Source organism: Nocardiopsis coralli, from assembly GCF_014892575.1.
Lineage (GTDB): Bacteria > Actinomycetota > Actinomycetes > Streptosporangiales > Streptosporangiaceae > Nocardiopsis > Nocardiopsis coralli.
This window is the reverse complement of the sequence record NZ_JADBGI010000008.1, coordinates 235,420-261,945: the sequence shown is the minus strand read 5'-3', so window position 1 is coordinate 261,945 and position 26,526 is coordinate 235,420. Positions and strand designations below refer to the sequence as shown.

Sequence of the window (26,526 nt, the reverse complement as noted above, 5' to 3'; positions counted from 1 at the left end):
CACGTTGCATTCCGCAGGGCCCGTACAGCGGGCAGGGTGGACCGGGCGACCGCCCGATTCTCAGCGTACGCGCGAAACCGGGTTTTCGCCGGGGAACAGGAAAAGGACCGGCAGTATCCAGGGGCCCAACGACATCGGTGGGCGGTTTCGGCGTCGTGGCTCACACCGTCCTGCGGACGTCACGACCCTAGCGGACGAAACCGCGCTCCTTCGCCAGGCGGCAGATGGCGAGGACGCGCAGGGTCTCCCAGTCGTAGTCCGCGGTCTCGGAGTCCCAGCCGCGCTCGAGGCAGCCGTCGAGGAACCCGTGGAGGTAGGTACCGAGTGTGCGGGCGTTGATCTCGCTGCCGGCATCGGCGATGCCGTCGCACACCTCCGCGGTGTGCTGGTCCAGCTCAGCGCACATCCAGGGTTCGAGCGGACCGTCCAGCGGACCGATCCGGTGGAAGTCTCTGGTGAGCCCGGCCAGCGGGTGGCGCACGGAGGTGCCGATGGGCATAGGGGTACCTACTAGTGATTGGTCTGAGGACGACGAGCGACCCCTACTGTACGTGCGGCCATCACCCGAACGTTACGAAAGTGTGCGAAATTACCCGCTCTTGACCAAGCGGAACCCAAGCTCCGGTCAACCCGGTGTCAGTCGCTCAACCCCATGGCCTTGAGCCGGGCGGCGTGCCGGTCGGCGATGGAACCGAACATGCGCGTGACGGCCGCGAGATCGCCGATGCCCGCGTCGTCGCCGCCCCCGTCCTCGGCCAGCAGGGCGGCCAGGCGCGGGCGTGCCACGGCGACCTGCTGGGCCTGGCTCAACGCTTCCCCGACCAGGCGGCGGGCCCACAGGGACAGGCGTCCGGCGAGGGCGGGGTCCTCCTCCAGGGCCGCGCGAACGGTCTCGGAGATGAACGCACCCCGGCTCTCCTCGGCGAGCACGGTCTCCACGAGGGAACCGGTGCCGGGGTCGGCGAGCTCGGCGACCTTGCGATAGAAGTCACCCGCGATGCCGTCGCCGACGTAGGTCTTGACCAGGCTCTCCACCCAGCTCTGCGGTTCGGTGCGCGCGTGCCAGGAGTCCAGGGGCTCCACGAAGGGCTCCATGGCCTCCTCGGGGTCGGCCCCGTACTCGACGAGCCGCTCGCGCAGGAGCTCGTAGCGCCTCTGCTCCTCGGCCGCGAGCGAGGCCAGACGGCCCTTGTCCCTCAGGGTGGGCGCCAGCGCCGCGTCGTCGGTGAGGCGGAAGAACGAGCCGAGCTCGGCGTAGGCGAGCAGACCGAGCAGATCGGTCACGGCGGGGTCGACGGAGGGGCCTGGGTTCATGCCCGTCAGAGTATCGCCCGCGCTCGCCGGGACGGTAGCGGGGACTAAACGGACGGCGGGCGCGGTTGCACCGCGTGGGAGCGGGTACGGTCCCTGCCGTCCACGGCCCGGTGAACCGGCATGTCGAACGGTGGGGTCTGCGGCTAGACTCTGCGTGATGACGAGCGTGTGCAGACGGCGCGGCCACCTGCTCCGCCGAAGTACGGCGGCGACCGGGCCTCGTTCACGGCGCCACGCGCGACCGATCCACGACGGCCCGCCGCGATCCCGCCCATGCGGGGTCCGTCGACCCCGACCACACACGACAGAACTGCGGATGGTTCCGGATCCGCGGCCGGGCTCCCCCGCGCCGGCCGGGACCAGGAGGCAGCGCCACCGTGTCCGTGCGACGTCACGACGTCGTGACACCGGTGAGCCGCGCCCTCGCTCGGCAGCACGCCGAATGCGACCGCACGCCGCGGCCACGCCAACGTTGCGGCCCGCCAAGATGGAGGCATGAGCCCTGAGCAGTACAGATGAGACCAACGAACCCCGGACCACTTTCCGTGCCCTGGGTGTGAACACCGACCTCGCCGACGCCCTCGAAGCCGAGGGGATCGTCGAGCCCTTCCCGATCCAGGAACAGGCCCTGCCGATCGCCCTCGCAGGCAGCGACATCATCGGCCAGGCCCGTACGGGTACGGGCAAGACCCTGGCCTTCGGGCTCCCCCTGCTCCAGTCGGTGCAGGAGGACCCGGGCACGTCCAAGCGCCCGCACGCGCTGATCGTGGTCCCGACCCGCGAACTCGCCATCCAGGTCGCCGCCGACCTCACCACGGCCGGCAAGCGCAGCGGCGCGAGGATCCTCACCGTCTACGGCGGCCGGTCCTACGAGCCGCAGATCAACGGCCTCAAGGAGGGCACCGACGTCGTCGTCGGCACCCCGGGCCGCCTCCTCGACCTGGAGAATCAGAAGCACCTTCGTCTGGACGCGGTCTCGGCCGTGGTCCTGGACGAGGCCGACAAGATGCTCGACCTGGGTTTCCTCCCCGACATCGAGCGCATCCTGACCAAGATCCCCGAGAAGCGCCAGACGATGCTGTTCTCGGCGACGATGCCGAGCGAGATCGTCACCCTCTCCCGCAACTACCTCACGCGCCCCACACACGTGCGCGTGGGTGACGACGACGAGATCGACGGCAGCTCGATGCCCGGGGGCATCACCCAGCACGCGTTCCGCACGCACCAGATGGACAAGCCGGAGATGCTCGCCCGTCTGCTGCAGGCCGAGGACCACGGCCAGAGCATGGTCTTCTGCCAGACCAAGCGCGCCTGCGACAGGGTGGCCGGCGACCTGAAGACGCGCGGTTTCGCCGCGGCGGCGGTCCACGGCGACCTGGGGCAGAGCCAGCGCGAGCGGGCCCTGCGTGCGTTCCGCAACGGCAAGATCAACATCCTGGTCGCCACCGACGTGGCCGCCCGGGGTCTGGACGTGGACGACGTCACGCACGTGGTCAACTACGAGACGCCCGAGGACGAGAAGACCTACACGCACCGCATCGGCCGTACGGGCCGCGCCGGGCGCAGCGGGACCGCCGTCACGTTCGTGGACTGGCAGGAGATGCCGCGCTGGAAGCTGATCAACGCCGCGCTCGACCTCGACAAGGCCGAGCCGGAGGAGACCTACTCCACGTCGAAGCACTTCTTCGAGGCGCTGCGCATCCCCGCGGGGACCAAGGGCCGCCTGGCGGCCGACAAGCGCGGTGAGCACGCCGGTCTGGAGGCCGAGGAGGTCGAGGACATCGGCGACACCGGCCAGCGGTCCGAGCGCAAGGAGCGCGGCAACGAGCGCGGAGGAGGGGGCGGGAACCGTCGCCGTGGCGGCGGCCGCAACCGTTCGCGCAAGCGCACCCGCGGCGGTGAGTCGGCGGAGGCCTCCACCGGGGGCAAGACCGAGAACCGCTCCGAGCCGTCCGAGAAGGGTTCCTCCGACGATCAGGGTGCGCGCCGCGTGCGCCGCCGCCGTCGGACCCGCGGTGGTGTGAGCGCCGCCCGCCGGGACCCCGAGAACACCTGATCCGGGCCGTGCCGCGCCCGCTCCGAGGCGGGCGCCACGGCCGACGCAGATGTGTCACCCGCGGCCACGGTCGCGGGTCCGTTCTTGTCCGGGGACCGTCCCCGTTCCCCAGCGGTCCCCGCAGACACAGGGGCACGGTCGCGGATCGCCTTGCGCGCGGCCCCGATCGTCTAGGGTGTCCCGACGTGAGTACACCCCAGTTCCTGACCCTGCCCCCGGGCGTCTTCCCCGTGGAGCTGTCGCTGCCGCACGGCCCGGTGGCCGCCCTGCGCGCGCTCCCCACCTCGGGCAGCAGCCCCGAGCTGTGCCCCGCCGTGCTCGTGCACGGGTACACGGGGAGCAAGGAGGACTTCATCGCGCTCCTCCAGAGCCTGGCGCAGGTCGGCCGGGAGGTGGTCGCGATCGACCTGCCCGGCACCTACCGTTCCCCCGGTTTCGAGACCCTCTCCCCCGCCCCCGGGTCCCCGCGCCCCGACTACCGGTTGCCGTCGCTCGGCATGGTGGTCGCGGAGGTCTGCGAGCTCGTCGGCGACGGCCGTCCGGTGCACCTGGTCGGCCACTCGATGGGCGGGCTGATCGCGCGCGAGACCGTCCTCTCCCAGAGCACGGAGGTGCACACCCTGACGCTGCTGTGCTCGGGCCCGGGTGCCATCGCCGGGCAGGCCGCCGCCCAGGTCCGCATGCTCATCGCCGCGCTCTCGGCCGTCGACCCCTCCCCGGACCGTATGCGCGAGCTGTGGGAGGAGCACGTGGCCGAGGGGGTCCGCGCGCGGATCACCGACCCCGAGATCCGCGACTTCCTGCGCGACCGCACGCTCTCCAGCAGCCCCGAGGCCCTGTTGCACACCGCCGAGGACCTGTTGGGCGCCCCGGACCGCACCGCGGAGCTGGCCGGCTCCGGCGTTCCGGTGCTGGTGCTCTACGGCGAGAACGACGACGGTTGGACCACCGCGGACCAGGAGGAGATGGCGGACCGGTTGGGCGCCGAGCGCATCGTCGTTCCGGGCGCCGGGCACTCCCCCAACGTCGAGGCCCCGGAGACGACCTCCTCCGCACTGACCACGTTCTGGAACTCCCGCGAGTCCGTCGGTCAGCGCTGAACCCACCGCACACGACGGCGCCGTGCCACCACCCGGGAATGGGCGGGGCACGGCGCCGGACTCCGTGTCAGGACCGGGGGATCAGACCCAGGAGTCGAAGTTGCGGCCCTCGGCGGCCGTGGTGGTCGCCGGCCCGCGGTCGGGCAGCAGACGCGTCTCGGGCGGGAGGGAGAGCAGCTTCTCGCCGATGGAGGCGAGCTGCGTGGTGTAGTCGAGGTAGGTGTCGCCGACCATGCCGGGCTCGCCGGAGCGGACGGTGTCGCCGCTGAAGACGACGCCCTTCTGGCTGATGGAGTAGCCGACGGTGCCCGTGGAGGTGCCGGGCAGGGCGAGCACGTCGATGTGCAGGTCGCCCACGTCCAGGGAGCCCTGGCCCTCGACCTCGATCTCGGGGCGGTGCTCTGCGCCGTGGTAGCGGCGCCAGACGCGCATCTCGCGGGGGTGGAGGGCGATGGGGGCCTCGGCCTCCTCGGCGACGGCGATGGCGGCGGCGATGTGCGGGGAGTAGCCGTTGGTGCAGGCCACGAGGTAGATGTCGCGCTCGCCGACGGCCTCGAGGATCGCCTCGGAGTCGTACGCGGGGTCGATGACGATCACACCGTCCTCGTCGGCGTCGACGATCCAGGTGTTGGCGACCATCTCGAACTTCTCGCCGTCGAACTCGAAGGTGCCGGCGGTGCGCACGCGGGTGATGCCCTCGCTGTCGGGGCCGGTCACACCGGTCTCCTCGCCCTCGTCGGCGAAGACGTCGGTGGAGGCGGGCTCCTCCGCGGCGGCGTCCTCGGGGTCCTTCTCGTCCCCGGCCTCCTCGTCGTCGGAGTCCTCGGCGCTCTCGTCGGAGGCGGTCTCCTCGGTCTCCCCCTCGTCGGAGGCGGTCTCCTTCTCACCGTCCCCGGCCTTGTCGGCGCCGTCCTTGCTCCCGGCCTTCTCGCTCCGGTCCTCGGACGCCGTCTCCTCGGCCTCTTCGACCTCCTCGGCCGACCCCGCCGCCTCCGCAGCGGAACCGGTGGCCTCCTGGCCGTCCTTCTTCTTCGACTTCCGCTTCCAGAACACGGCTCAGACCTCTCGCATCGTCCGGGTACGGGTTTTCACGCTGCGACCCATTGTGGCGCGCCCGCGCAGTGGTCCGTACCGTACCGAACCGTCCGGTGCTGACCGTTCACCCCCGGATGAGGGAGGCCCCGGTAGCGGGCCCGACGAGGCGTTCGAAGGCCTCGGGGGCGGTGGTGCAGCGGCCGAGGCGGTGGCCGGTCAGGGCACCGTGGTCGTCACTGGAACCGGTGACGACCACCCCGAGGTCGTCGGCGACCCCGCGCCAGTACCGGGCCTCGCGGCGTTTGTGCGAGGGATGGTCGGCCTCGATCCCGCCGAGCCCGGCCTCGGCCATGCGTTCGACCAGGTCCGGGGGGACCGCGCCGTTGAGGGCACCCTCGGCCCGGCCGGGGTGGGCCAGGGAACACACACCGCCCGCGGCGCGCACCAGTTCGACCGCGCGCACGGGGTCGATGGCGTACCGCGAGGCGTAGGCGGGCCCGCCCGAGCCGATCCACCGGTCGAAGGCGTCCTGCACGTCCCGGGCCGCACCGGCCTCGACGATGGCGCGCGCCAGGTGCGGGCGGCCGATGGTGTTGGCGTCGGCGTACTCGTCCTTGCCGGCCCCGGCGATCTCCAGGACCCGTTCCCACTCGACCTCGACCCCGTGCGCCTGCAGTTTCCCGACCATCTCGCGGGCGCGGGAGGCGCGGTCCGACCGCACTCTGCGCAGTTCGGCGAGCAGCCCCGGGTCCCCTGGGTCGAAGAGGTAGGACACCAGGTGCACGCTCGACCCGGCGTGGGCGCACGACAGCTCCATGCCGGGGACGAGGGTGAGACCGGGAGGCAGGTGCTCGGCGGCCTCCTCGATCCCGCCGACGGTGTCGTGATCGGTCAGGGCGAGCACGTCCAGACCGGCGGCGACCGCGTGGTCGACGACTTCGGCGGGGGTGTCGGTCCCGTCGGAGACAGAGCTGTGGGAGTGCAGGTCGATACGTGTCACCGGGCGATTGTACGTAAGGGGTGCCCCACACCCCCGGGCCAGATGCGGCTAGTCCGTTTCCTCCCGGGCGGCGAGCTCTCCGACCAGAAAGGGGCTCAACGCACCGAACGGGGGCTCCAGTGACACGCCCCCGTCGTTGATGCCGCGCAGGTCCCTGAGCGCGTGGATCTCGCCCATGAGCATGCCGGTGTCGGCGTCGGCGAAGATGATCCACAACCAGTGGGCGAGCGCCTCACCGGTGTAGACGGCCCGGCCGCGCCCGAGGTCGAGGTTCCAGAGCGCGATGTCGTGGCCGTCGAAGCGGAGTTTGTCGTCGGGGGCCCCGCCGTCGAAACCCTCACCCGGGTCGGGTCCGTCGAGCCCCGCGAGGCGGGCGCCCAGGCCCACCCCCGGGTCCTCGGCGACCACCGCACACTCGCCGACCCCGCCCAGGGGGCCTGGGCCGGACAGTGCCACGGCGGCCGCGACGGCGCCCGAGCGTTCGTCCCCGGCCTCGGCGAACCCCGTGACCACCCACCCGGTCGGCAACGGCCACGGGATCCACAACGGGACACGGGCCTGCGGAAGAAGCGTCTCCAAGGAGGCGGCCCCGGGCTCCCGCACCGGCTGGAGCGGGGCGACGGGACCGTGTGCGTCGCACTGCCAGGCGCTGGTCCACAGCCCCGGGGGCTGGACCACGCGCCCGCATCTGGGACACGAGGGCTCGGACTTCATGCTGGTTGCGGTCTACCCGTGTGACCTGCGCGAAAAACGCGGGGGCGGACCGCCCGTGCGGCCCGCCCCGATACGCCTGCGTCCCCGGGTCAACAGCCCCGGACGGCGCCCTCTAGGAGGACTGGCGCTTCTTGCTCGCGGCCATGCGCCCGCGCTCCTTGTGGTCCAGGACCACCTTGCGGATGCGCACCGCGTCCGGCGTGACCTCCACGCACTCGTCCTCGCGGCAGAACTCCAGGGCCTGCTCCAGGGAGAGGTGGCGCGGCGGCACCAGGCGCTCGAGCTCGTCACCGGTGGCCGAGCGCATGTTGGTGAGCTTCTTCTCCTTGGTGATGTTCACGTCCATGTCGTCGGCGCGGGAGTTCTCGCCGACGACCATGCCCTCGTAGACCTCGGTGCCCGGCTCGACGAACAGGACGCCGCGCTCCTGGAGGCTGAACATCGCATAGGTCATCGCCTGCCCGGCACGGTCGGCCACCAGGGCACCGTTGGGCCGGGTGCGCAGGTCGCCGAACCACGGCTCGAACTTCTCGAAGACGTGGTGGGCGATGCCGGTGCCGCGGGTCTCGGTGAGGAACTCGGTACGGAAACCGATGAGACCGCGGGAGGGCACGAGCCAGTCCATGCGAATCCAGCCGGTGCCGTGGTTGACCATGTTCTCCATGCGGCCCTTGCGGACGCTGAGGAGCTGGGTGATGGCGCCGAGGTAGTCCTCGGGGGCGTCGACGGTCAGTCGCTCGACCGGCTCGTGCACCTTGCCGTCGATGGTGCGGCTGACCACCTGCGGCTTGCCGACGGTGATCTCGAAGCCCTCGCGGCGCATCTGCTCGACCAGGATCGCCAGGGCCAGCTCGCCGCGGCCCTGCACCTCCCAGGTGTCGGGGCGCTCGGTGGGCAGCACGCGCAGCGACACGTTGCCGACGAGCTCCTTGTCGAGGCGGTCCTTGACCAGGCGCGCGGTGACCTTGGCGCCCTTGACCTTGCCGACCAGCGGCGAGGTGTTGGTACCGATCGTCATCGAGATCGCCGGCTCGTCGACCTGGATGAGCGGCAGCGGGCGCGGGTCGTTCAGGTCGGCGAGGGTCTCACCGATCATGATGTCGCTGATGCCCGCGATCGCGACGATGTCGCCGGCCCCGGCCTTGTCCGCGGACTTGCGCTCGAGGCCGTCGGTCTTGAGCAGCTCGGTGATCTTGACCTGCTGGGTGGTGCCGTCGGTGCGGATCCACGCCACCTGCTGGCCCTTGTGGATCTCGCCCTGCTTGATGCGGCACAGCGCCAGGCGGCCCAGGAACGGCGAGGCGTCCAGGTTGGTCACGTGCGCCTGCAGGGGCGAGTCGGGCACGTACTCCGGGGCGGGGATGGTGTCCAGCAGTGTGCTGAAGAAGGGCACCAGGTTGTCGTTGGCCGGCACCGAACCGTTGTCGGGGCGCTCCAGGGAGGCCTTGCCGTCACGGGCGCACGCGTAGACGATCGGGAACTCGATCTGCGACTCGTCGGCGTCCAGGTCCATGAACAGCTCGTAGGTGTCGTCCACGACCTCGGCGATCCGGCTGTCGGGCCGGTCGACCTTGTTGATCACGAGGATGACGGGGAGCTTGGCCGCGAGGGCCTTGCGCAGGACGAAGCGGGTCTGGGGCAGCGGGCCCTCACTGGCGTCGACCAGCAGGACGACACCGTCGACCATCGACAGGCCGCGCTCGACCTCGCCACCGAAGTCGGCGTGGCCGGGGGTGTCGATGATGTTGATGACCACGTCCTCGCCCTCGGGCGTGGTGTAGTGCACCGCGGTGTTCTTCGCGAGAATGGTGATGCCCTTCTCGCGCTCGAGGTCGTCCGAGTCCATGACGCGGATGTCGACGTCCTCGTTCTCGCGGAAGACACCGGACTGCCAGAGCATGGCGTCAACGAGGGTCGTCTTGCCGTGGTCCACGTGGGCCACGATGGCCACGTTGCGGATGTCTTTCCGGCGGGCGGAGCCCTCGACGGGCGTAGCGCTGGACATGGGTAAGTCTCGATCTCCTGATACTGGGTAGAGACCGCAGAATGCCACGGCCCACTCGCCAGTTTATGTGGTGGATGGTGTCTGGTCGGGTGCCTGTGCTGCGCCTCACTCCGACCGGGCGGCCGGCGGCGCCAGATGCGCCCCGACCGGTGCGAGGAAGGGCAGGTCCGCGGGCAGCCATTCGACCGTGTGCAGTTCACCGGCCGACAGCCACCGTAGAGCCAGGTGCTCCAGTGGGCGGGGGTCGCCCTCGACGAGCTCGGCCGTCCACAGGCGCAGGACGGCGCTCGGTCCCACGGCCGTCAGGGGGACGTCGGGACCTACCTGGTGGAGCGGGCGCACGTGCGCACCCAGTTCCTCGCGGCACTCCCTGACCAGCGCGGCCTCCGGGGCCTCCCCCGGCCGGGCCTTGCCGCCGGGGAACTCCCAGCGGCCGCGCAGGGCCTCGGGTCGGGCGCGCTGGGCCGCCAGCACACGGCCGTTGCGGAGGACGGCGGCGCCGACCACGACGAGAGTCTCTTGCACAGTCTTCCAGCCTAGGGCCCCTCGGAGCAGCGCGGGACCACGGAGGGCCGCACCTCGGCTCAGCGGGGCCCGTCCGCGGCCGTGCGCAGCCGGTGGGCCAGGGCGGTGTGGCGGCGTCCGGACGAGGCGTTGCGTACCGCCTGCGCCAGTGCCCGGCGCGAGCCCACGAGCACGACGAGCCGTTTGGCGCGGGTGACGGCGGTGTAGAGCAGATTGCGCTGCAGCATCATCCACGCGCTGGTGGTCACCGGCACGACCACCGCCGGGTACTCGCTGCCCTGGGAACGGTGCACGGTGACGGCGTAGGCGTGGACGAGCTCGTCGAGTTCGGCGAAGTCGTAGCCGACCTCCTCGTCCTCGTCGGTGCGCACGGTGAGCTCCTGTGCGACCGCGTCGACGCCGGTGACCACCCCGAGCGTCCCGTTGAAAACCCCGTTGCGGCCCTTGTCGTAGTTGTTGCGGATCTGCGTGACCTTGTCGCCGACCCGGAAGATGCGCCCGCCGACGCGGCGTTCGGGCACGTGGTCGGCGGCCGGGGTGAGCGCCTCCTGCAGCGCGGTGTTGAGGTTGCCGGCCCCGGCCGGCCCGCCCTTCATCGGCGCCAGGACCTGTACGTCGCGGCGCGGGTCGAGGCCGAACCTGCGCGGGATACGCCGGGCGACCACGTCGACGGTGAGGTCGGCGGCCTCGGCCGGGTCCTCGCAGGGGAACAGGAAGAAGTCGTCCAGGCCCTGCAGCACGGGCGGTTCGCCGGCGTTGACGCGGTGGGCGTTGGTCACCACCCCCGATTCCTGTGCCTGCCGGAAGACGTGGGTCAGGCGCACGTTGGGGATCCCGGTCCCGTCGTCGAGCAGGTCGCGCAGCACCTGCCCGGCCCCGACGGACGGGAGTTGGTCGACGTCGCCCACGAGCACGAGGTGGGCGCCGGGCGGGACCGCCTTCACGAGCTTGTTGGCGAGCACCAGGTCGAGCATGGAGGCCTCGTCCACCACGAGCAGGTCGCAGTCGAGGGGGTTGTCGCGGTCGTGGGCGGCCTCACCGCCGGGGCGCAGTTCCAGGAGCCGGTGCACGGTGGAGGCCTCGGCTCCGGTGAGCTCGGTCAGGCGTTTGGCGGCCCTCCCGGTCGGCGCGGCGAGCACGACCGTGTGGTGTTTGGCCAGGGCCGTGGTCACGATCGAGGAGACGGTGAAGGACTTGCCGACCCCGGGCCCGCCGGTGAGCACGCACACCCGCTCGGTCAGGGCGAGGCGCACAGCACGCTGCTGTTCCTCGGCCAGGTCGGTGCCGGTGCGTGTGCGCAGCCAGTCGAGCACCACGTCCCAGTCCACCCCGGCGAAGGCGGCCATGCGGTCGACCCGTGCGTCCAGCAGGCTGCGCAACCCTCCGGCCAGACCCAGCTCGGCCCGGTGGAACGGCAGCAGGTACAGGGCGCGTACGGGGAGCCCGTCGGGCCCCGGAACCGTCTCGGCGGCGATGCCCTCGGTCTCGACGAGCTCACCGACGCAGTCGATGACCAGGGACGAGTCGACCGACAGGATCTTCACGGCCTGCGCGATGAGCTGCTCCTCCGGCAGGTAGCAGTGGCCGTCGCCGGTGGACTCCGACAGTGTGAACTGGATCCCCGCCATCACCCGTTGCGGGCTGTCGTGCGGGATGCCGACCGCCTGCGCGATGGTGTCGGCGGTCTTGAAACCGATGCCCCACACGTCGGTGGCCAGGCGGTAGGGCTCCTTCTGCACCACGTCGATCGAGGTTTCGCCGTACTTCTTGTAGATGCGCACGGCCAGGGAGGTACTGACCTCCACACCCTGCAGGAAGACCATGACCTCCTTGATGGCCTTCTGCTCTTCCCAGGCGTCGGCGATCGCCGCGGTGCGCTTGGGGCCCAGGCCCGGGACCTCGATCAGCCGGTCGGGTTCGTCCTCGATGACCTCGAGGGCGCCGGTGCCGAAGTGGTCCACGATGCGTTCGGCCATCTTCGGCCCGATGCCCTTGATGAGTCCGGAACCGAGGTAGCGCCGGATCCCCTGCACGGTCGCGGGCAGCACGGTCGTGTAGTCGTCGACGTGGAACTGGCGCCCGTACTGCGGGTGGGAGCCCCACCGGCCCCGCATGCGCAGCGACTCCCCCGGTTGCACACCCAGCAGGGAGCCGACCACGGTGAGCAGGTCTCCCCCGCGTCCGGTGTCGACCCGGGCGACGGTGAACCCGTTCTCCTCGTCGGCGTAGGTGACACGTTCGAGGACCCCCTGCACGACGGCCCCGCGGGGGCCCTGCTCCGACACCCGTGCCTCCTTCTCCGACCCTGGTTGCCCATCGTGCCCCGACGGTACGACAGAGGCGTCCCGGGCGTACGGGACCTGTGAAGAGAACGGCACCCGCAGACGTCTGCGGACGCTGTGACACCGTGGTGTCGGGTGTCCCTTCCCCCGTCCCTGGAGAGAACCGGGAGAGTGCCGATGAGAGCTCGCGGTGCGCGCAGACTCAGCCGTCTGGAGCCCGAGGACCCCGAGGAGGTCGGCGGCCACGCCGTGCGGGGCCGGATCGGCTCGGGCGGGATGGGTGTGGTCTACGCGGCCGATTCACCCGGCGGCCAGGAGTACCTCGCGGTGAAGGTCGTGCACGCCGAGCACGCTGCGGATCCCCGGTTCCGGGAACGCTTCGCACACGAGGCCCGCCTGCTCTCGAAGGTCAACAGCGCGTCGGTGGCCCGCTTCGTGCACGCCGACGTCGAGTCCGAGCAGCCGTGGATGGTGACCGAGTACGTCCCTGGTCCGCCGCTGCGCCGGCACGTGGAACGCTTCGGGCGCATGCGCGGCGGGATGCTGCTGGGCCTGGCGGTGGGCACGGCCGAGGCGCTGCGCGACGTGCACGCGGCCGGGGTGGTCCACCGCGACCTCAAGCCCGGGAACGTGGTGCTGTCGGCCGCCGGCCCGAAGATCCTCGACTTCGGGATCGCCCACGCGGTCGAGGAGCCCGACCCCACGAAGTGGCTTCGGCTGCGCCGGATGCGCCGTGCCTACCGCGAGCGCGGGCTCCCTTCCCCCGAGTCCCTCGCCGACGAGCGCACGGCCGACCACCGCGACCGGCGCGGCACCCCGGGGTGGATCAGCCCGGAGCAGTACCGCGACGAACCCACGACCGAGGCCTCCGACGTGTTCCTGTGGGGCGCGCTGGTGGCCTTCGCGGCTGCAGCGCACGACCCCTTCGGCCGGGCCCCGGTCAGGGAGATGGCCCGCCGTGTCGTGCACGAGGAGCCGGACCTGGAGTACCTTCCGCCGGGGCTCGAACGCCTGGTGCGCGCGGCGATGGCCAAGGACCCGGCCGCGCGCCCGGACTCAGTGGAGCTGTTGCGCGCGGCCCTGGCGTCGGAGGGCCCCCAGGGCGGGGTGCGTACCCCGCAGGACGGCATCGCCGACGGCCTGGGCCCCGCCGCGGTGCGCGGGGTCATGGAACGCCACTGGACCCGCGCGGACGTGCGGGTTCCGCGCCCGCCCCGCCTGCCGCGGCGCAGGGCGCGGGCCGCGGGTCAGAGCAGCCCGTAGTGGGCGCGGCTCTCCTTGGACATCATGAACACGATCATCGTGATGGTGAAGCCCAGCGGGATCAGCATCAGGAAGTCGCCGGCGAACAGGGCGAACACGAGCACCGCGGCGGCCAGGCCCTGGAACAGCACGACGCCCCAGAAGACGCCGACGGTGCGGTTGCGGATCCGGCTCGCCAGGAGCACCGACAGCGCGCCGTAGATACCGGTGACGGCGAGCAGGTTGGCCATGAGGGAACGCATGTAGCCGACGTCGATGTCGACCTCCATGCCCTCCTCGGCCATGAGGCGCTCCTGCTCGGCGAAGGCCTCGCGCATGGCCTCCTCGGGTGTGCTCAGCGACAGCAGCACCATCAGGGCCATGCCGAGGCCGCAGGCGCCCCCGATGAACATGAGCGTGCGCACGACCATGACCTTCTTGGGGGTGGGTGCGTCGGGCCGCATCGCGTTGAGGTGCGCGTCCAGGCCGGAGAATCCTCCCTGCGGCGGAACGTCGCCCCCGCCCCGGGCCCCGTCGTGGTCGTTCGGGTCGTGGCCAGAGGGAAACACGGGTCCTCCGAGGGAGTTCGGCGCGAGCTTTCGCTTCCATGGTAGGCGTGCGGCGCCCGGCGGGACAGCGAGGCCGGTCCCCCGGGGCGATGTCGGAAACCGCCGCCGCAACCGCGGGTTCTGCAAATCGTAACCGCGGGGGCCGTGCTTCCCCGGTCCCCGCGTCTTAGGGTGAACCCTCCCCCGCCCCCACATTCCCCAGAGGAGTCACACGGATGTCCAGATTCGTGCGCGCGTCCGGCGCGCTGCTGTTGAGCGGTGCCCTGGTGGTGCCATCGGCGCAGGCCGCGTCCGCCGAGCCGGAGCAGGACCCGGCCGGGGAAGCGGACTTCACGCTCACCCTCCTGCACGGCAACGACCCCGAGTCCCAGCTCCTGCACGCGTCCGGGGAAGAGGACTTCGGCGGTGCCGCCCGGTACACGACCCTGCTCGACGAGCTCCGTACGGCCGAGGCGGCCGGGGACGGTGCGGGCGAGGACGAGTCCGACCACCGCGGTGTGGTCGCGGTGAACGCCGGCGACATGTACCTTCCGGGGCCGGAGTTCGCCGCCTCGCAGGAGGAGGGCGCCCCCTTCTACGACGCGATCGCCGCCGGGTACGCCGAGTACGACGCGGTCTCGATGGGCAACCACGAGTTCGACTTCGGCCCCGACGTGTACGCCGAGTTCATCGGTGAGCTGCCGGAGGGGACCCCGGTGGTGGCCGCCAACGTCGACGTGTCCGGCGAGCCGGAGTTGGCCGCGCTCGAGGAGGAGGGCCGGATCGCCCCGAGCACCGTGCTCGACGTCGAGGGCGAGCAGATCGGCGTGGTCGGTGCCCTCTACCCGGACCTGGAGGCGATCTCCAGCCCGCGCGACGTGGTCGTGGACGAGGTCGCCGGCCCGGTCCAGGACGAGGTGGACCGCCTGGCCGGGGACGGTGTCGACAAGATCATCACCGTCTCCCACCTGCAGGACATCACCAACGAGGAGGCGGTCGCCGCCGAGCTGAGCGGTGTCGACGCCATGGTCGCCGGCGGCGGCCACGAGGTCATGGCCGGCGAGGACGACGCCCTGGTGCCCGGCGACGAGGTCACCGAGCACCCCGGTTCCGGTGATCCGCTGTCCTACCCGCTGATCACCGAGGACGCCGACGGCGCCGACGTCCCGATCGTCACGGCCGGTGCGGACTACAAGTACGTGGGCCGCCTGGTCGCCAACTTCGACGCCGACGGGAACCTGGTCTCGATCTCCGACCGTTCCGGCCCCGTCGTGGTCGACGACTCGGTGGAGCCCGACCCGCGGGTGCAGGAGGAGGTGACCGAGCCGGTCGCCGATCACGTGGCCGAGCTCGCCGAGACCGAGGTGGCGCAGAGCGAGGTCGACCTCGACGGCCGCCAGGACCCGGGTGTGCGGACCCAGGAGACCAACCTGGGCAACCTCCTGGCCGACTCCCTGTTGGAGACCGGGCAGGAGAACGCCGAGGAGTACCAGGTCCCCGAGCCGCAGATCGGGATCCAGAACGGCGGCGGCATCCGCAACAGCTCGGTGCTCCCGGCCGGCCCGGTGACGGCGCTGGACACCTACTCGGTCGCTGCGTTCGCCAACCAGGTCGCGGTGGTCCCCGAGGTGCCGCGCGACCAGATCAAGGAGCTGCTCGAGCACGGGGTGTCCGCCCTGCCCAACGCCGACGGCGCGTTCATGCAGGTCGGCGGGGTCAACTTCGCCTACGACCCTGAGGGCACGGCCCAGGAGGTCGACGAGGACGGCGAGGTCCTGACCGAGGGCACACGCGTGCGCAGCGCGGTCCTGCACGACGGCACCGTGATCGTCGAGGAGGGCGAGGTGGTGGACGGCGACCCGGTCTCCGTGGCCACCAACGACTTCTCCGCGGCGGGAGGGGACTCCTACCCCTTCCGCGGCGCGGACTTCACCGTGGTGGGCTCGACCTACCAGGCCGCGCTCGAGGACCGGCTGACCGGGACCCTGGAGGGTGTGGTCTCCGAGGCCGACTACCCCGAGGGCGGTTCCGGCCGCATCGTCGAGGGCGAGGAGGCCACCGAGCCCGAGGACGGCGGTGAGCCCGGCGCCTGAGACCGCGTGAGCGCGGTGTGACGACACGAACGGGGCCCGCCCCGCCGGTGCGTTCCGGTGGGGCGGGCCCCGCTGTGTGAGGGCCCTGCCCGGTGATCGCCGTCGCCGGTCAGGGGCAGCCGATGGCCTCGGTGGCGTCGTCGGCGATGGTGTCGCGCTGGTCCTGGTCGGTGTTGTTCTCCTCGAACCAGACCAGCACCACGTGGCAGGCGTCGGTGACGTCGATCGCGTCGCCGTCGTCGAGGTTGTCCTCCATGTTCTGGCTCACGGAGCCGGCCACGATGGCGTTGTCGAAGGCGATGACACGCACGAGGTCGGTGTCCATGGCGCTGGAGCAGCTGAAGAGGTCACCCAGGGGGTCGTCCTCGTCCGATTCCTCCTCGCACACGTCCTCGGTGGTGTCGAACCGCTGCTCGATGTCGTGATCACTGCGCAGCTCGTTGACGACCTCCTCGGCCGTGAGCAGTTCCTCGGGCTCCTCCGTGGGCGAGGGTTCCTCGGTCGGGGTGGGCTCCTCTGTGGGTGTGGGCGTCGGGGACGGCCTCGTGGTGGGGGTGTCCTCGTCGGTGGGCGACTCCGAGGGGCCGTCGGTGGGTTCGTCGGTCTCGTCGTCCTCGGCGACCGCGGAGGTGACAGCGTTGCCGGCGAGCAGGGTGCCGCCGACGACGGTCGCCCCGGCGAGCACGGCGATCACGGTGAGGACGGCGATCATGCCGGCGCCGTAACGTCCGGGGCCACCCGGTCCGCCCGGGGCACCCGGACCGCCCGGACCACCGGGGCCGTGCGGGGGCGGACCCTGCGGGCCCTGCGGACCGTAGGGGCCCTGCGGCGGCGGGCCCTGGGGCGGGGGACCCTGGGGCGGCATCCCCGCTCCGCCTCCGGGCTGGGGCGGGCCCTGGGGCGCCGCGTGCCCGGCTCCCCCGCCCGGCTGCTGCGGATACCCCTGGGGCGCGTACGGAGAGGGGGCGCCCGGGCCTTCTGGGGTCCCGTGGGCGTAGGGGTCGTGTCCGCCCCCGTCCGGGCCGGGCATGTGGTGGGGGTTCACTGGGCAGGCTCCTCGTGGTGCGTTCAGGCAGGGACGGCGCCGGGTGAGGACGATCCGGTGGGGGTTCCGCCCCTGACGCCGGCCCCAGTTTCCCAGTTTCGCCAACAAAGTGCAAAGAAAAGGCACATACCGGCCAATTGCACCTTTCGTCAGGTATGTGATTAGCGCATTTTCGGCCAACCTTGGGGCATCCGGCGCGCATAATAGGGAAATGCGCCACCCCAGATCTACGATCGGCAGCATGACCTGCGTTTTGCTGGCCGAAGACGATGTCTCGATCTCCGAGCCCCTCGCGCGCGCACTCCGCCGCGAGGGCTATACGGTGGACGTGACCGTCAACGGCATTGAGACACTCGACCGTGCCCGTGCGGGAGACATCGACCTCATGGTGCTGGATCTCGGGCTGCCCGAAATGGACGGCCTGGAAGTGGCACGGCGTCTGCGCGCCGAAGGCCACGGAACGCCGATCCTCATCCTGACCGCCCGCGCCGACGAGGTCGACACCGTCGTCGGCCTGGACGCCGGCGCCGACGACTACGTCACGAAGCCGTTCCGACTGGCCGAGCTCCTGGCACGCGTCAGGGCCCTGCTGCGCCGGGGCGGCGCCGAGGTGCCGGTCGTGCACGGGGTGCGGATCGACAACGACTCGCGCCGCGCGTGGCTGGGCGACCGCGAACTCCAGCTGACCACGAAGGAGTTCGACCTGCTGCGCGTGCTCGTACGCGATGCCGGAAAGGTGGTCACCCGGGAACAGATCATGCGGGAGGTGTGGGACACCAACTGGTGGGGCTCGACCAAGACCCTGGACATGCACATCTCCTGGCTGCGGCGCAAGCTCGGGGACGACGCGAACCAGCCGTCGTACATCACGACCGTGCGCGGGGTCGGCTTCCGGTTCGAGCGAGACTGACACGATCTTCCGGATGCGACGCACTCGGCGCCGGTCGACCGCTTCCGGGGTCGGACGTTCATGAGGTGACATGCGCAGGCGGATGGTTTTCTCCACACTGGTGGTGACCGTCATCGCCGTCATGCTGCTCGGGCTGCCCCTGGGCGCGCTGACCTATCAGCTCATCCACGAGGAGGCCGCCCGCCAGCTGCAGGGCGAGGCGGAGTTGATCGGCGCCGAGAGCGACACGATGCTGGAGCTCCAGGACGAGATCGACACGGCCAGGTTCGACCAGGACTACCCGCGGCGGCACATCCGCGTGACGCCCGCGGCCGGCTCGGAACCCGTGACGGCCGGGGATCCCGCCCTGGACCCCGATGCGCCCGAGTCCCCGAACACCCTGTTGGGGACGACCACGACCGGGCGCGACACCCACGTCGAGGTCTGGGCGGCCGCCGACGACTACCAGAACAGCGTGATCCGCGCCTGGTTGGGCATCGCCTCCCTGTCACTGCTGGCGATCGGTGTGGCGGTGGGGCTCTCGATGTTCCAGGCCAGGCGCCTCACTCTGCCGCTGATGGACCTGGCCGCCACCGCGGAACGCCTCGGTTCGGGTGTGGCCACCCCGTGGGGCCACCGCTACGGGATCCCCGAGGCCGACCGCGTCGCCGAGGTGCTGGACCGCAGCGCCGAACGCATCGCGGGCCTCATCGCCACCGAACGCCACTTCGCCACCGACGCCTCACACCAGCTGCGCACACCCCTCACCGCTCTGACCATGCGCCTGGAGGAGATCATCCAGGTGGCCGACGACCCACAGCTCGTGCGGGAGGAGGGCGAGGCCGCCCTCACCCAGACCGAACGCCTCGTGGAGACCGTCGAGAGCCTCCTGGGCCGGGCCCGCAAGAGCCAGAACCCCGAGGTCGAGCCGGTCGAGCTCGACCCGGTCTTCAACAACCTCCAGGCCGAGTGGGCCCCCGTCTTCCAGCAGGAACGCCGCCGCCTGCTCGTGGTCGGCGACTCCGGGCTGACCGCGATGACGGTGCCCGCCGACCTCGCGCAGATCCTCGCGACCCTGGTCGAGAACGCCTACAAACACGGCGCCGGAACGGTGACGCTCCGGCGCATCGACACCGGCCACTCCGTGCGCATCGAGGTCAGCGACGAGGGCGAGGGCGTGCCCGACCACCTGTCCGGCCGCATCTTCGACCGTGAGGTGAGCGGCGGCGACGGGACCGGCCTGGGTCTGGCGCTGGCCCGGCACATCGCCGAGTCGGAGGGCGCGCGCATCGAACTCGTGCAGACCCACCCGGCCACGTTCGCGCTGTTCCTGCCGGCGGGGGCCGGGGGCCTGTCGAAGATGACCGGCCCCGTCTGACCCCTCCCCCGGTCAGGGCGACGGGGTCGCGGCCGCGGCCGGCGCCTCCGTTCCCTCGGGACGCTTGCCGCTCACCACGAGGTCGGTCCACAGCGACCGCACCCGTCCCAGCCCGTAGGAGCCCACGATCTGGGCGCGTGCCCGCTCGGCGGTCTCGGTGAACCGGCCGTCGGCCACCACCGCGTGGATCGCCTCGGCCATGGCGACCGGGTCCTCGTGGATCCACTCGGTGTCGTAGATGGTGTCGGCGCCGGGCCAGGGCAGCACGGCCGGTACCCCGCCGGAGGTGGCGCACTCGGCCGGGGCCAGGTGGAAGGACTCGTCGTCGCTGGTGGAGAGCGTGAACCCGATCCTGCGCAGCCAGGTTGCCACGTCGGGCCCGAACGGGTCGAAGACCACCGCGCCTGCCAGGGCCTCGTCGCGCTGGATACGGCGGTAGGACTGCTCGAAGAAGGAGCGTTCCTCGGGCCGGTTCCACACCCACCAGTAGTCCCAGGGGTGCTTGCTCTTGATGGAGAGGGTGAAGCGGGGTTCGAGGCGGCGCAGTTCGGCGAGCACGTCCAGGGCGCGGTCCATGCGCTTGCGCGAGGGTGCGATCCCGATCATGCCGAGGGAGAACTCGGTCCCGGCGAGCTTGGGCCGGTCGAGTTGCCGTTCGTCGACCCAATTGGGCAGGACCACGACCTTGTCGGCGGGCCAGCCGGTGAGCTCCCTGGTCAGGGACGCGTAGTGGGGACTCACGCAGACGACGGCGTCGACCTTGTCGATGTCGAGCTTGCGCGGCCACTCCGCGTACAGCTCGAACCGGTGCAGGCGCACGATGAGGCGCTGGCCGGGGCGCTTCCACTTGGAGTAGAAGAGGGCGTTGGGGCCGCACCACTCGCAGATGACCACGTCGGCCCAGGCGGCGAGCTCACGGGACCGGTACTGGTCGTGGGTGCGCAGGCCCTCCCACTCGTCCATACGCACGTCCAGCCCGGGCAGGGAGTCCAGGTACTCGGCCAGCCTGGTGAAGAACTTCATGTCGTGCCCGGCGATGACGACCTTGAGCGGACGCTGGGTGTCGGTACCGGCCGGTGCGGGCGGGAGCGCCTCGTCGAGCAGGCCGCGCAGGCGTTCGGCGGCCCGGTCCAGGGTGTGCTCGGCCGCGGCGGAACGGCACCGCTCGGCAGCGTCGGCGTAGACGGCACGGTCGGTGTGGGCCCGGGCGACCACGTCGGCGACCGAGTCCAGGTCCTCGTCGGCGAAGAGCGGGTAGTCGGCGCCCAGCAGGTTCTCGTGCATGGGGGTCCGGTTCAGCACCACCGGCAGGCCCAGCGCACCCAGTTCGAGGACCTTGGTCGACAGTTCGAGGCTGGCGTCCATGGACGGGTCGCGCCAGGACAGCCCGAACCCGCACTCGGCCGACTGGGTCAGTGCCTCGGCCCGCGACATACCGCCGCGCCAGTCAACGCCCGGGGTGGTCTCCAGGGCACGGCGCATGCGCTTGGCCCACTCGGCCGGTTCGGAGTGGATCTTGTCGCCGATCATGACGACCTCGGAGTCCACCCCCCGGCGGGAGAGCGCCTCGGGCAGCTCGGTCATCTCCAGGGTGTTCCACAGGGGGGCGAACTTGCCCGTGTAGGCCAGGCGGGCGCTGGCGTGCACCTCGCCGTCGGCCCGGACGCCCTCGGGCACCACGACCACCGGGGGGAAGAGTTCGGCACGCCCGCACACGGCGGGCACGTTCGACTCCAGGAACGCCCGCATCTCCTCGGTCTGGCACAGGAGGAACCGGGAGGCCACGGCGATCTCGGTGAGCTCGGTCGTGGCGGAGGCGCCCAGTTCCCCGACGCTGTGGGGGAAGTCGGTGAGGTAGGTCCACAGCCGCCCGGCCAGGGACTCCTCCTGCGCGGCCAGCCCGGCGAGGCGGCGGCCGCGCACCACGACCAGGTCGAAGGGGGTACGGGCGTGCCGGTCGCGCATGAGGCCCACGGCCTGCTCCGGGGTGAGCCCGCGCGGGCCGAGGTCGCCGAGCAGCTTGTCCTCGTAGGGGCGCAGGAGGCGCACACCGGGGGTACGGGTCAGCGGTTCCGTGAGCCGGTCGGTGCGCACGGGCGCTTTGAGCAGCACGGTGACCTCGCAGCCCGCGGCGGCCAGGGCCTGCGCCATCGACTGGGCCCAGATCGCGGAACCGTCGATGATGTTGAGGTCCACGTCCCCGTACAGGAGCGCGCGCGGAGGAGGAGTACTCACGATCTTCCCTTCGGATGCTTTCGGGTTGCCCTGGGGCGGCCGGCGTTCCCGCCGGTCAACCGACGGCGCCCGCGTCTGCGGAGGTGTGGGTGGTGCCGTCGGCGCCGGAGGAGCGGCCGGGGCCGTTCTCCGGTCCCAGGGCGAGCAGGCGGCTGCCTCGCCGGTACCACTGTCCCGGGGGCCACCCCTGCAGGAGCAAGGACGCGCGGGCCAGTTCCGGTCTGATCTCGCTGACGAACACGTACTGTCCGCCCTCGGTCCGGGGCCGGTCGAAGAAACCGCGATCGCCGGTCTCCTCGGGGTCGGCGCTCCTGGGGCGGGCGCCGACGGCGTCGGCTCCGGAGCACTCGGCCGCGCACACCAGGTCGGCGAGGCGGTGCTCTCCCAGGGGCGCGGTCCAGGGGTGGGCCCACCGGGCCGTGGCGCGGGCGGCCAGCACCGCCCAGCGTTCGACGGCGAACCCGTCGGAGCGGGCGGCGGTGCGGGTGAGTTCCTCGGGGGTGTCGGGTGCGGTGAAGCGTGCGGTGCGGACGGTCAGGCCCTCCGCGCGCAGGCGCCGGATCCCGGCCAGGCGGGCCGCGGCACCCGGGACGACGACCTCGGCCGGGCGCAGGCGCGAACGCAGCACGTCGTCGGCGAGCTGGTCGGCCTCGGCCTCGCCGGCGGGGTCGGCCAGGACCGCCACCGCACGCCCGCGCAGGGGCATTTCGGTGCCGGGGGTCCCGGGCGGGAACTCCAGCCCGCCGAGCACCTCGGCCAGGCGCACGGGTGTGGCCTCGTCGAGGAACACCCCGCGCAGCATCTCGCGCTGTTCGACCGCGGTGGGTGCGTCGGCGCGCAGGCGCGGGACGGACACGGCGAGGTCCTCCTCCCCGGCCAGGGCGGCCGCGGCGGAGTGGGTGACGGTGCGGGTCCCGCAGGCGCGGGCCCGGCGGTGCAGGGGTCCGCTCACGGGTCCGCTGCCCGGGACGACCGCGACGTTGGCGGCGCGCAGGGCCTCGGCGAGGTCCGGGGCGTCCGCGTCGACCACACGCACGCCCAGGTCGGCGAGCACGTCGGGGACCCGGTCGGACGTGTCGCCGCGCACGAAGACCGCCTCCGCCCCGGACGCGAGGTCGGCGGCGACGGGGTTGAACAGGTGGAGGGGTACACCGGCGTCGCCCTGGTGGATGCGGTTGAAGCCGAGCTCGCGCAGGGCGGGCGGGGTCGGCCCGTCCTCGAGGAGCACGGCGGGGATCCCGCGGGAGGCGGCCGACTCCAGCACCCAGCCGAGGGCGCGGGTCCGGTCGGCCACGGCGGGGTCGCCGACGTGGGCCCACGGCGACCCCGGCGCCGCGGCCGAGGAGGAGACGAGGACGAGGTCGACGTCGACGCCGTCCATGACGATCTGGGCGTCGTGGGGGCGCAGCGGCACCGACCGCAGGTAGGGGTCGACGGCCTGCTGGATCCCGGTCCCCACGACGGTGGCCGCGACCAGGTGGTCCTCGCCCTGGCCCACGATCCCGCTGAGGAGGCGGGCCTCCTGGCGGTCGGCGTCGAAGGAGCGCACCGGTTCCACACGCCGGCGCTGGGAGTGCGTGGTGGTGCCGCTGTGCCGCCAGAGCCGGTAGAGGTCGCGCGGGAGGCGGACCAGTGAACGGCCCGGGCGTTTGGCGGCGTTGGTCAGGGCCCGGCCGACCTGGAGCGACGTCGAACCCTCGAGGGAGGCCAGACGCACCTGTGCCTCCTGGAGCTGGGCCTCGCGTTCGGCCAGTGCCTGTCGGAGCTGTTCGGTCTGGCTCTGTTCACGCCGTTTCACGGTCTGCCACCTTGTGTTCTGGTCGGGTCGGCATCAGCGGGGACGGCCGGTGGGACCGGCGCGCCCCCGGCCGGGAGCGGATGCCCAGCCTCAGGCGGGCCCGGGCTCCCGTGGGACGCCCGCACTCGACGGTTGGTGTGCCTGGCAAGGGGAGATCACCTCGACCGGTGTTCTTGGTAGGGGGAGGGTGCGGGGCCGGGGACTCATCGGACCCACCCGGACAGCACGGCGGCGATGCGTTCGCCGGAACGGCCGTCCCACAGGGGAGGGACGTCGTCGCCGCTGCGGCTCTCGGGGCGGCCGTCCAGGACCTTGGTGAGCGCCTGGACGAGGTCGTCCTCGGTGACGAGCTGGTTGGTTCCGTGGGTGATGGTCACCGGCCGTTCGGTGTTGGGGCGCAGGGTCAGGCAGGGCACGCCGAGGATGGTCGTCTCCTCCTGCACACCCCCGGAGTCGGTGACCACGGCGGACGCCCCGCGGGTGAGCGCCACGAAGTCGAGGTAACCGAGCGGGTCGAGCAGCTGCACGCCGGGGTGGTGGCCGAGCCCGGCCCGGTCGAAGGCGGCCTTGCCGCGCGGGTGGACCGGCATGACCACCGGGATCTGGTCGGCGATGGCGTGCAGGCGGCCGGTGAGGCGGGCGACGTTGTCGGCGTCGTCCACGTTGGCGGGACGGTGCAGGGTGGCGGCGACGTAGCTCTCGGGCAGTCCGATCCGGGTGCGCAGGGCGTCGGCGTCGAACCGGTCCAGGTTCCCGAGCAGGGTGTCGATCATGGGGTTGCCGACGAGGTGCACCCGGTCGGTGGACACCCCTTCGTCGGCGAGGTGCCCGATCGCCTCGGGGCTGGTGGCGAAGCACAGGTCGCTGAGCTGGTCGGTGACCCGGCGGTTGATCTCCTCCGGCATGGAGTTGTCGAAGGAACGCAGACCCGCCTCGACGTGTGCGACGGGCACACCGAGCTTGGCGGAGACCAGCGCGGCGGCCACCGTGGAGTTCACGTCGCCGTAGACCACGACCAGGCCGGGCTCGCGGCGGGTGAACTCCTCCTCCAGGCCGACCATGAGCGCGGCGGTCTGGGAGGCGTGCGAACCGGACCCGACGCCGAGGTCGACGTCGGGTGTGGGAAGGCCGAGGTCGCGGAAGAACACCGCCGACATCCGGTCGTCGTAGTGCTGTCCGGTATGGACGACGGACTGGTGCGCCCCGCGCTCGCGGAGTGCGGAGACGACCGGTGCGGCCTTGACGAAGTTGGGCCGCGCGCCGACGACGTGCACGATGCCGGTGTCCCTGGTCCCTAGGGGAGCGCTCGCTGCCACGACTGTGTCTCCTTCTGCTGTGGCGCGGCCGTCACGGTACGGCGCCGCGGTCGGTCCGCGAAGGTGTGCCCGGGGCCTTGCCCGAGCCGTCCCCCGCGTGTCGCCGTGGCGTCACCGCTCGGCCACGTCCGCGTGGTTGTGTTTCTGACCGTGCACGAGAACCGGACTCACCAAGCCCACGTACCGCACGTGCGCGCCCGTTGGCCGCGCGCTCTGACGTTCACGGCCTCCCTGGCCTGGCGGCACCTGCGTGCCGAGCCGGCCCGTCTGCCGCTGCTGGCGCTGCGGTTGGCCCCCGGACCGCCCCGGCGGGCGGTGCGCTCGGCCGCGTCCCGGCTCGGCGGTCTGCCCCTGGCCTACGCGTTGTGGGACCAGGGCCGGCGCGAGGAGGCCCGCGAGGCCGTGCTCGCTGCGGCCGACGGCGCCGGGGACCGCGCGGTCGGCCGTCTGGTGACGGCCTGCCTGGCCGCGGGTGACGCCGCCACCGCCCGTGAGCTGGTGGAACGGCTGCCCGGGGGTGCGACCAGGGACACGGCCGAGCACAGGACGGCGCTGGCCACCGGCCGGGCCGTATCCGCTTCGTCCGTAACGCCTGATCATCACGGGATCACGTTAACGCGCGGTGACCGAACACGGCCCGACGACACGGTGAACGCTCGGCGACCGCCCGACGCCCCTGGGGAACTGCGTGTCCTGCACCTGGTCACCAACGCGTTGCCGCACACGAACGCGGGCTACACACAACGCACACACCGCATCGCGGTCGCCCAGCGCGAGCTCGGTATCGACGCCCACGTGCTCACGCGGGCGGGGTACCCGCTGACCAAGGGGGTGCCCGACCCGCGGCCGCTGGTGGCGGTGGACGGGGTCCCGTACCACCGGATGATCCCGTGGACGGCCCCGGCCGACGCGGACGCGGAGTTCGAGGCAGGGCTGCGCATGGGCTCCGACCTGGTGGAGGCGTTGCGGCCGGACGTGCTGCACGCGGCGAGCAACCACCACAACGCCCGGCTGGCGCTGGCCCTGGGCGAGCGGTTCGGGATCCCGGTGGTCTACGAGGTGCGGGGGTTCCTGGAGGAGTCCTGGCTCTCGCGCGACCCCGAACGCAGTACGCGGGACGCCTTCTACCGGGCCGAGCGGGCGGCCGAGACCGCGTGCATGCTCGCGGCCGACCTGGTGGTCACGCTCGGCGGCGTGATGCGGGCCGACATCGTCGACCGCGGGGTCGACCCGGACCGCCTGCTGGTGGTGCCCAACGCGGTGGACCCCTCGTTCCTCGAACCGCTGCCCCCGGCGTCCGCCGTGCGCGAGCGGCTCGGCATCGGCGCCGACGCGTTCGTGGCCGGCACGACGACGAGCTGCTTCGGTTACGAGGGCCTGGACACCCTCTTGGAGGCCGTGGCCCTGATGCGGGAGCGCGGCGAGGACGCGCACGCCCTGGTGGTCGGAGACGGCCCCGAACTCCCGGCCCTGCGTTCCCGCGCCGAGGCCCTGGGGCTGTCCGGCGCCGCCCACTTCCCCGGCCGGGTGCCCGCCGGGCAGGTGCGCGACCACCACGGGGCGATGGACGTCTTCGCCGTGCCGCGTCGGGACGAACGGGTGTGTCGTGTGGTCACTCCGCTCAAACCAGTGGAAGCTATGGCAGGCGGGTTGCCCATTGTGGCCAGTGATCTCCCTGCATTGCGAGAGATTGTGGAACCCGGGGTGACCGGCGAGTTAATTCCGGCAGGACAATCGGTATGTCTTGCCGATGTTCTCTCAAAACTCTCTTATAGTCACAAAACGCGCACCTCTTACGGATGCGCAGGTCGAAGCGTTGTCGAAGAAGAACGAACCTGGGCCGGAGCCGCATACCGCTACGACGTGGCGTACAGAGGTCTCATCCGAAAATTGTCCGGACCAGGCCACATCCCGTAATACCGGCAAACGGACGCCTAGACTCGGACGGCCG

20 protein-coding genes are annotated in these 26,526 nt (G+C 71.8%); 7 read left to right on the top strand and 13 right to left on the bottom strand.

The genetic code is table 11. From position 1 onward, the window contains the following. Window positions 1–187 precede the first annotated feature (187 nt). Both IDM40_RS11650 and IDM40_RS11645 read right to left on the bottom strand, forming a co-directional pair. Window positions 188–499 carry a DUF6401 family natural product biosynthesis protein gene (locus IDM40_RS11650; protein WP_193121973.1) on the bottom strand — a complete coding sequence of 104 codons (312 nt, stop codon included), beginning with the start codon at window positions 497–499 and terminating at the stop codon, window positions 188–190. Window positions 500–636: 137 nt separating this feature from the next. Next, the gene (locus IDM40_RS11645; RefSeq protein WP_193121972.1) at window positions 637–1,314 is read right to left on the bottom strand and encodes a ferritin-like fold-containing protein; all 678 of its coding nucleotides are present in this window, start codon (window positions 1,312–1,314) and stop codon (window positions 637–639) included. 556 nt (window positions 1,315–1,870) lie between these two features. Here IDM40_RS11645 and IDM40_RS11640 point away from each other — a divergent pair. Both IDM40_RS11640 and IDM40_RS11635 read left to right on the top strand, forming a co-directional pair. Then, window positions 1,871–3,370: a DEAD/DEAH box helicase gene (locus tag IDM40_RS11640; RefSeq protein ID WP_193121971.1), complete on the top strand. Its 1,500-nt coding sequence runs from the start codon at window positions 1,871–1,873 to the stop codon at window positions 3,368–3,370. 185 nt (window positions 3,371–3,555) lie between these two features. Then, a complete protein-coding gene (locus IDM40_RS11635) occupies window positions 3,556–4,470 on the top strand; it encodes an alpha/beta fold hydrolase (protein ID WP_193121970.1) in 915 nt (304 codons plus the stop codon). Window positions 4,471–4,551: 81 nt separating this feature from the next. Here the strand turns inward: IDM40_RS11635 and IDM40_RS11630 are convergent, their stop codons facing one another. The 6 genes from IDM40_RS11630 to recD2 all read right to left on the bottom strand — a co-directional run bounded on the left by IDM40_RS11630 (window position 4,552) and on the right by recD2 (window position 12,034). Beyond that, complete coding sequence (locus IDM40_RS11630) at window positions 4,552–5,523, bottom strand: MBL fold metallo-hydrolase (protein WP_193121969.1); 972 nt, start codon at window positions 5,521–5,523, stop codon at window positions 4,552–4,554. Between the two features lie 106 nt (window positions 5,524–5,629). Then, a complete protein-coding gene (locus IDM40_RS11625) occupies window positions 5,630–6,505 on the bottom strand; it encodes a PHP domain-containing protein (protein WP_193121968.1) in 876 nt (291 codons plus the stop codon). A 48-nt stretch (window positions 6,506–6,553) separates the two neighbouring features. Continuing rightward, a complete protein-coding gene (locus IDM40_RS11620) occupies window positions 6,554–7,219 on the bottom strand; it encodes a DUF6758 family protein (protein WP_216630626.1) in 666 nt (221 codons plus the stop codon). Window positions 7,220–7,331: 112 nt separating this feature from the next. Further along, window positions 7,332–9,224, bottom strand: coding sequence for a translational GTPase TypA (gene typA, locus IDM40_RS11615; RefSeq protein WP_193121966.1), 1,893 nt, complete (start codon window positions 9,222–9,224; stop codon window positions 7,332–7,334). A gap of 105 nt (window positions 9,225–9,329) precedes the next feature. Beyond that, the gene (locus tag IDM40_RS11610) at window positions 9,330–9,749 is read right to left on the bottom strand and encodes a (deoxy)nucleoside triphosphate pyrophosphohydrolase (RefSeq protein ID WP_193121965.1); all 420 of its coding nucleotides are present in this window, start codon (window positions 9,747–9,749) and stop codon (window positions 9,330–9,332) included. Between the two features lie 59 nt (window positions 9,750–9,808). Further along, complete coding sequence (gene recD2, locus IDM40_RS11605; RefSeq protein WP_193121964.1) at window positions 9,809–12,034, bottom strand: SF1B family DNA helicase RecD2; 2,226 nt, start codon at window positions 12,032–12,034, stop codon at window positions 9,809–9,811. A 174-nt stretch (window positions 12,035–12,208) separates the two neighbouring features. Between recD2 and IDM40_RS11600 the strand changes: the two genes are divergently transcribed. Beyond that, window positions 12,209–13,294, top strand: a complete 1,086-nt coding sequence (locus IDM40_RS11600) for a serine/threonine-protein kinase (RefSeq protein WP_193121963.1) — start codon at window positions 12,209–12,211, stop codon at window positions 13,292–13,294. Here IDM40_RS11600 and IDM40_RS11595 read toward each other — a convergent pair. After that, entirely contained in the window at window positions 13,279–13,842 is a 564-nt protein-coding gene (locus IDM40_RS11595) for a hypothetical protein (RefSeq protein WP_193121962.1), read from the bottom strand. The two genes, IDM40_RS11600 and IDM40_RS11595, sit on opposite strands and share 16 nt — an antisense overlap. Before the next feature lie 215 nt (window positions 13,843–14,057). On the opposite strand from IDM40_RS11595, the gene IDM40_RS11590 reads away from it, so the two are divergent. Next, complete coding sequence (locus IDM40_RS11590; protein ID WP_193121961.1) at window positions 14,058–15,914, top strand: bifunctional metallophosphatase/5'-nucleotidase; 1,857 nt, start codon at window positions 14,058–14,060, stop codon at window positions 15,912–15,914. A 109-nt stretch (window positions 15,915–16,023) separates the two neighbouring features. Here IDM40_RS11590 and IDM40_RS11585 read toward each other — a convergent pair whose 3' ends face one another. Continuing rightward, on the bottom strand, window positions 16,024–16,626 hold the full coding sequence (locus tag IDM40_RS11585; RefSeq protein WP_193121960.1) for a hypothetical protein: 603 nt from the start codon (window positions 16,624–16,626) through the stop codon (window positions 16,024–16,026). Between the two features lie 574 nt (window positions 16,627–17,200). On the opposite strand from IDM40_RS11585, the gene IDM40_RS11580 reads away from it, so the two are divergent. Both IDM40_RS11580 and IDM40_RS11575 read left to right on the top strand, forming a co-directional pair. Beyond that, a complete protein-coding gene (locus tag IDM40_RS11580) occupies window positions 17,201–17,869 on the top strand; it encodes a response regulator transcription factor (RefSeq protein ID WP_026128827.1) in 669 nt (222 codons plus the stop codon). A 70-nt stretch (window positions 17,870–17,939) separates the two neighbouring features. After that, on the top strand, window positions 17,940–19,226 hold the full coding sequence (locus IDM40_RS11575) for a sensor histidine kinase (protein ID WP_193121959.1): 1,287 nt from the start codon (window positions 17,940–17,942) through the stop codon (window positions 19,224–19,226). 12 nt (window positions 19,227–19,238) lie between these two features. On the opposite strand, the gene IDM40_RS11570 is transcribed toward IDM40_RS11575, so the two are convergent. The 3 genes from IDM40_RS11570 to wecB form a co-directional block, all read right to left on the bottom strand. Further along, window positions 19,239–21,461: a glycosyltransferase gene (locus IDM40_RS11570; protein WP_328806995.1), complete on the bottom strand. Its 2,223-nt coding sequence runs from the start codon at window positions 21,459–21,461 to the stop codon at window positions 19,239–19,241. 55 nt (window positions 21,462–21,516) lie between these two features. Continuing rightward, a complete protein-coding gene (locus IDM40_RS11565; RefSeq protein ID WP_193121958.1) occupies window positions 21,517–23,259 on the bottom strand; it encodes a hypothetical protein in 1,743 nt (580 codons plus the stop codon). 203 nt (window positions 23,260–23,462) lie between these two features. Continuing rightward, window positions 23,463–24,575: a non-hydrolyzing UDP-N-acetylglucosamine 2-epimerase gene (wecB, locus tag IDM40_RS11560; RefSeq protein WP_193121957.1), complete on the bottom strand. Its 1,113-nt coding sequence runs from the start codon at window positions 24,573–24,575 to the stop codon at window positions 23,463–23,465. Between the two features lie 189 nt (window positions 24,576–24,764). On the opposite strand from wecB, the gene IDM40_RS11555 reads away from it, so the two are divergent. Beyond that, window positions 24,765–26,492, top strand: a complete 1,728-nt coding sequence (locus IDM40_RS11555; RefSeq protein ID WP_193121956.1) for a glycosyltransferase family 4 protein — start codon at window positions 24,765–24,767, stop codon at window positions 26,490–26,492. Window positions 26,493–26,526 lie beyond the last annotated feature (34 nt).

What these genes read in the sequence shown, in the direction of transcription:
- IDM40_RS11645 (WP_193121972.1), bottom strand. Translation starts at nt 1,314, where the DNA reads ATGAACCCAGGCCCCTCCGTCGACCCCGCCGTGACCGATCTGCTCGGT.
- typA (WP_193121966.1), bottom strand. Translation starts at nt 9,224, where the DNA reads ATGTCCAGCGCTACGCCCGTCGAGGGCTCCGCCCGCCGGAAAGACATC.
- IDM40_RS11580 (WP_026128827.1), top strand. Translation starts at nt 17,201, where the DNA reads ATGACCTGCGTTTTGCTGGCCGAAGACGATGTCTCGATCTCCGAGCCC.
- IDM40_RS11620 (WP_216630626.1), bottom strand. Translation starts at nt 7,219, where the DNA reads ATGAAGTCCGAGCCCTCGTGTCCCAGATGCGGGCGCGTGGTCCAGCCC.
- IDM40_RS11575 (WP_193121959.1), top strand. Translation starts at nt 17,940, where the DNA reads ATGCGCAGGCGGATGGTTTTCTCCACACTGGTGGTGACCGTCATCGCC.
- IDM40_RS11600 (WP_193121963.1), top strand. Translation starts at nt 12,209, where the DNA reads ATGAGAGCTCGCGGTGCGCGCAGACTCAGCCGTCTGGAGCCCGAGGAC.
- IDM40_RS11650 (WP_193121973.1), bottom strand. Translation starts at nt 499, where the DNA reads ATGCCCATCGGCACCTCCGTGCGCCACCCGCTGGCCGGGCTCACCAGA.
- IDM40_RS11585 (WP_193121960.1), bottom strand. Translation starts at nt 16,626, where the DNA reads ATGATCGCCGTCCTCACCGTGATCGCCGTGCTCGCCGGGGCGACCGTC.
- IDM40_RS11590 (WP_193121961.1), top strand. Translation starts at nt 14,058, where the DNA reads ATGTCCAGATTCGTGCGCGCGTCCGGCGCGCTGCTGTTGAGCGGTGCC.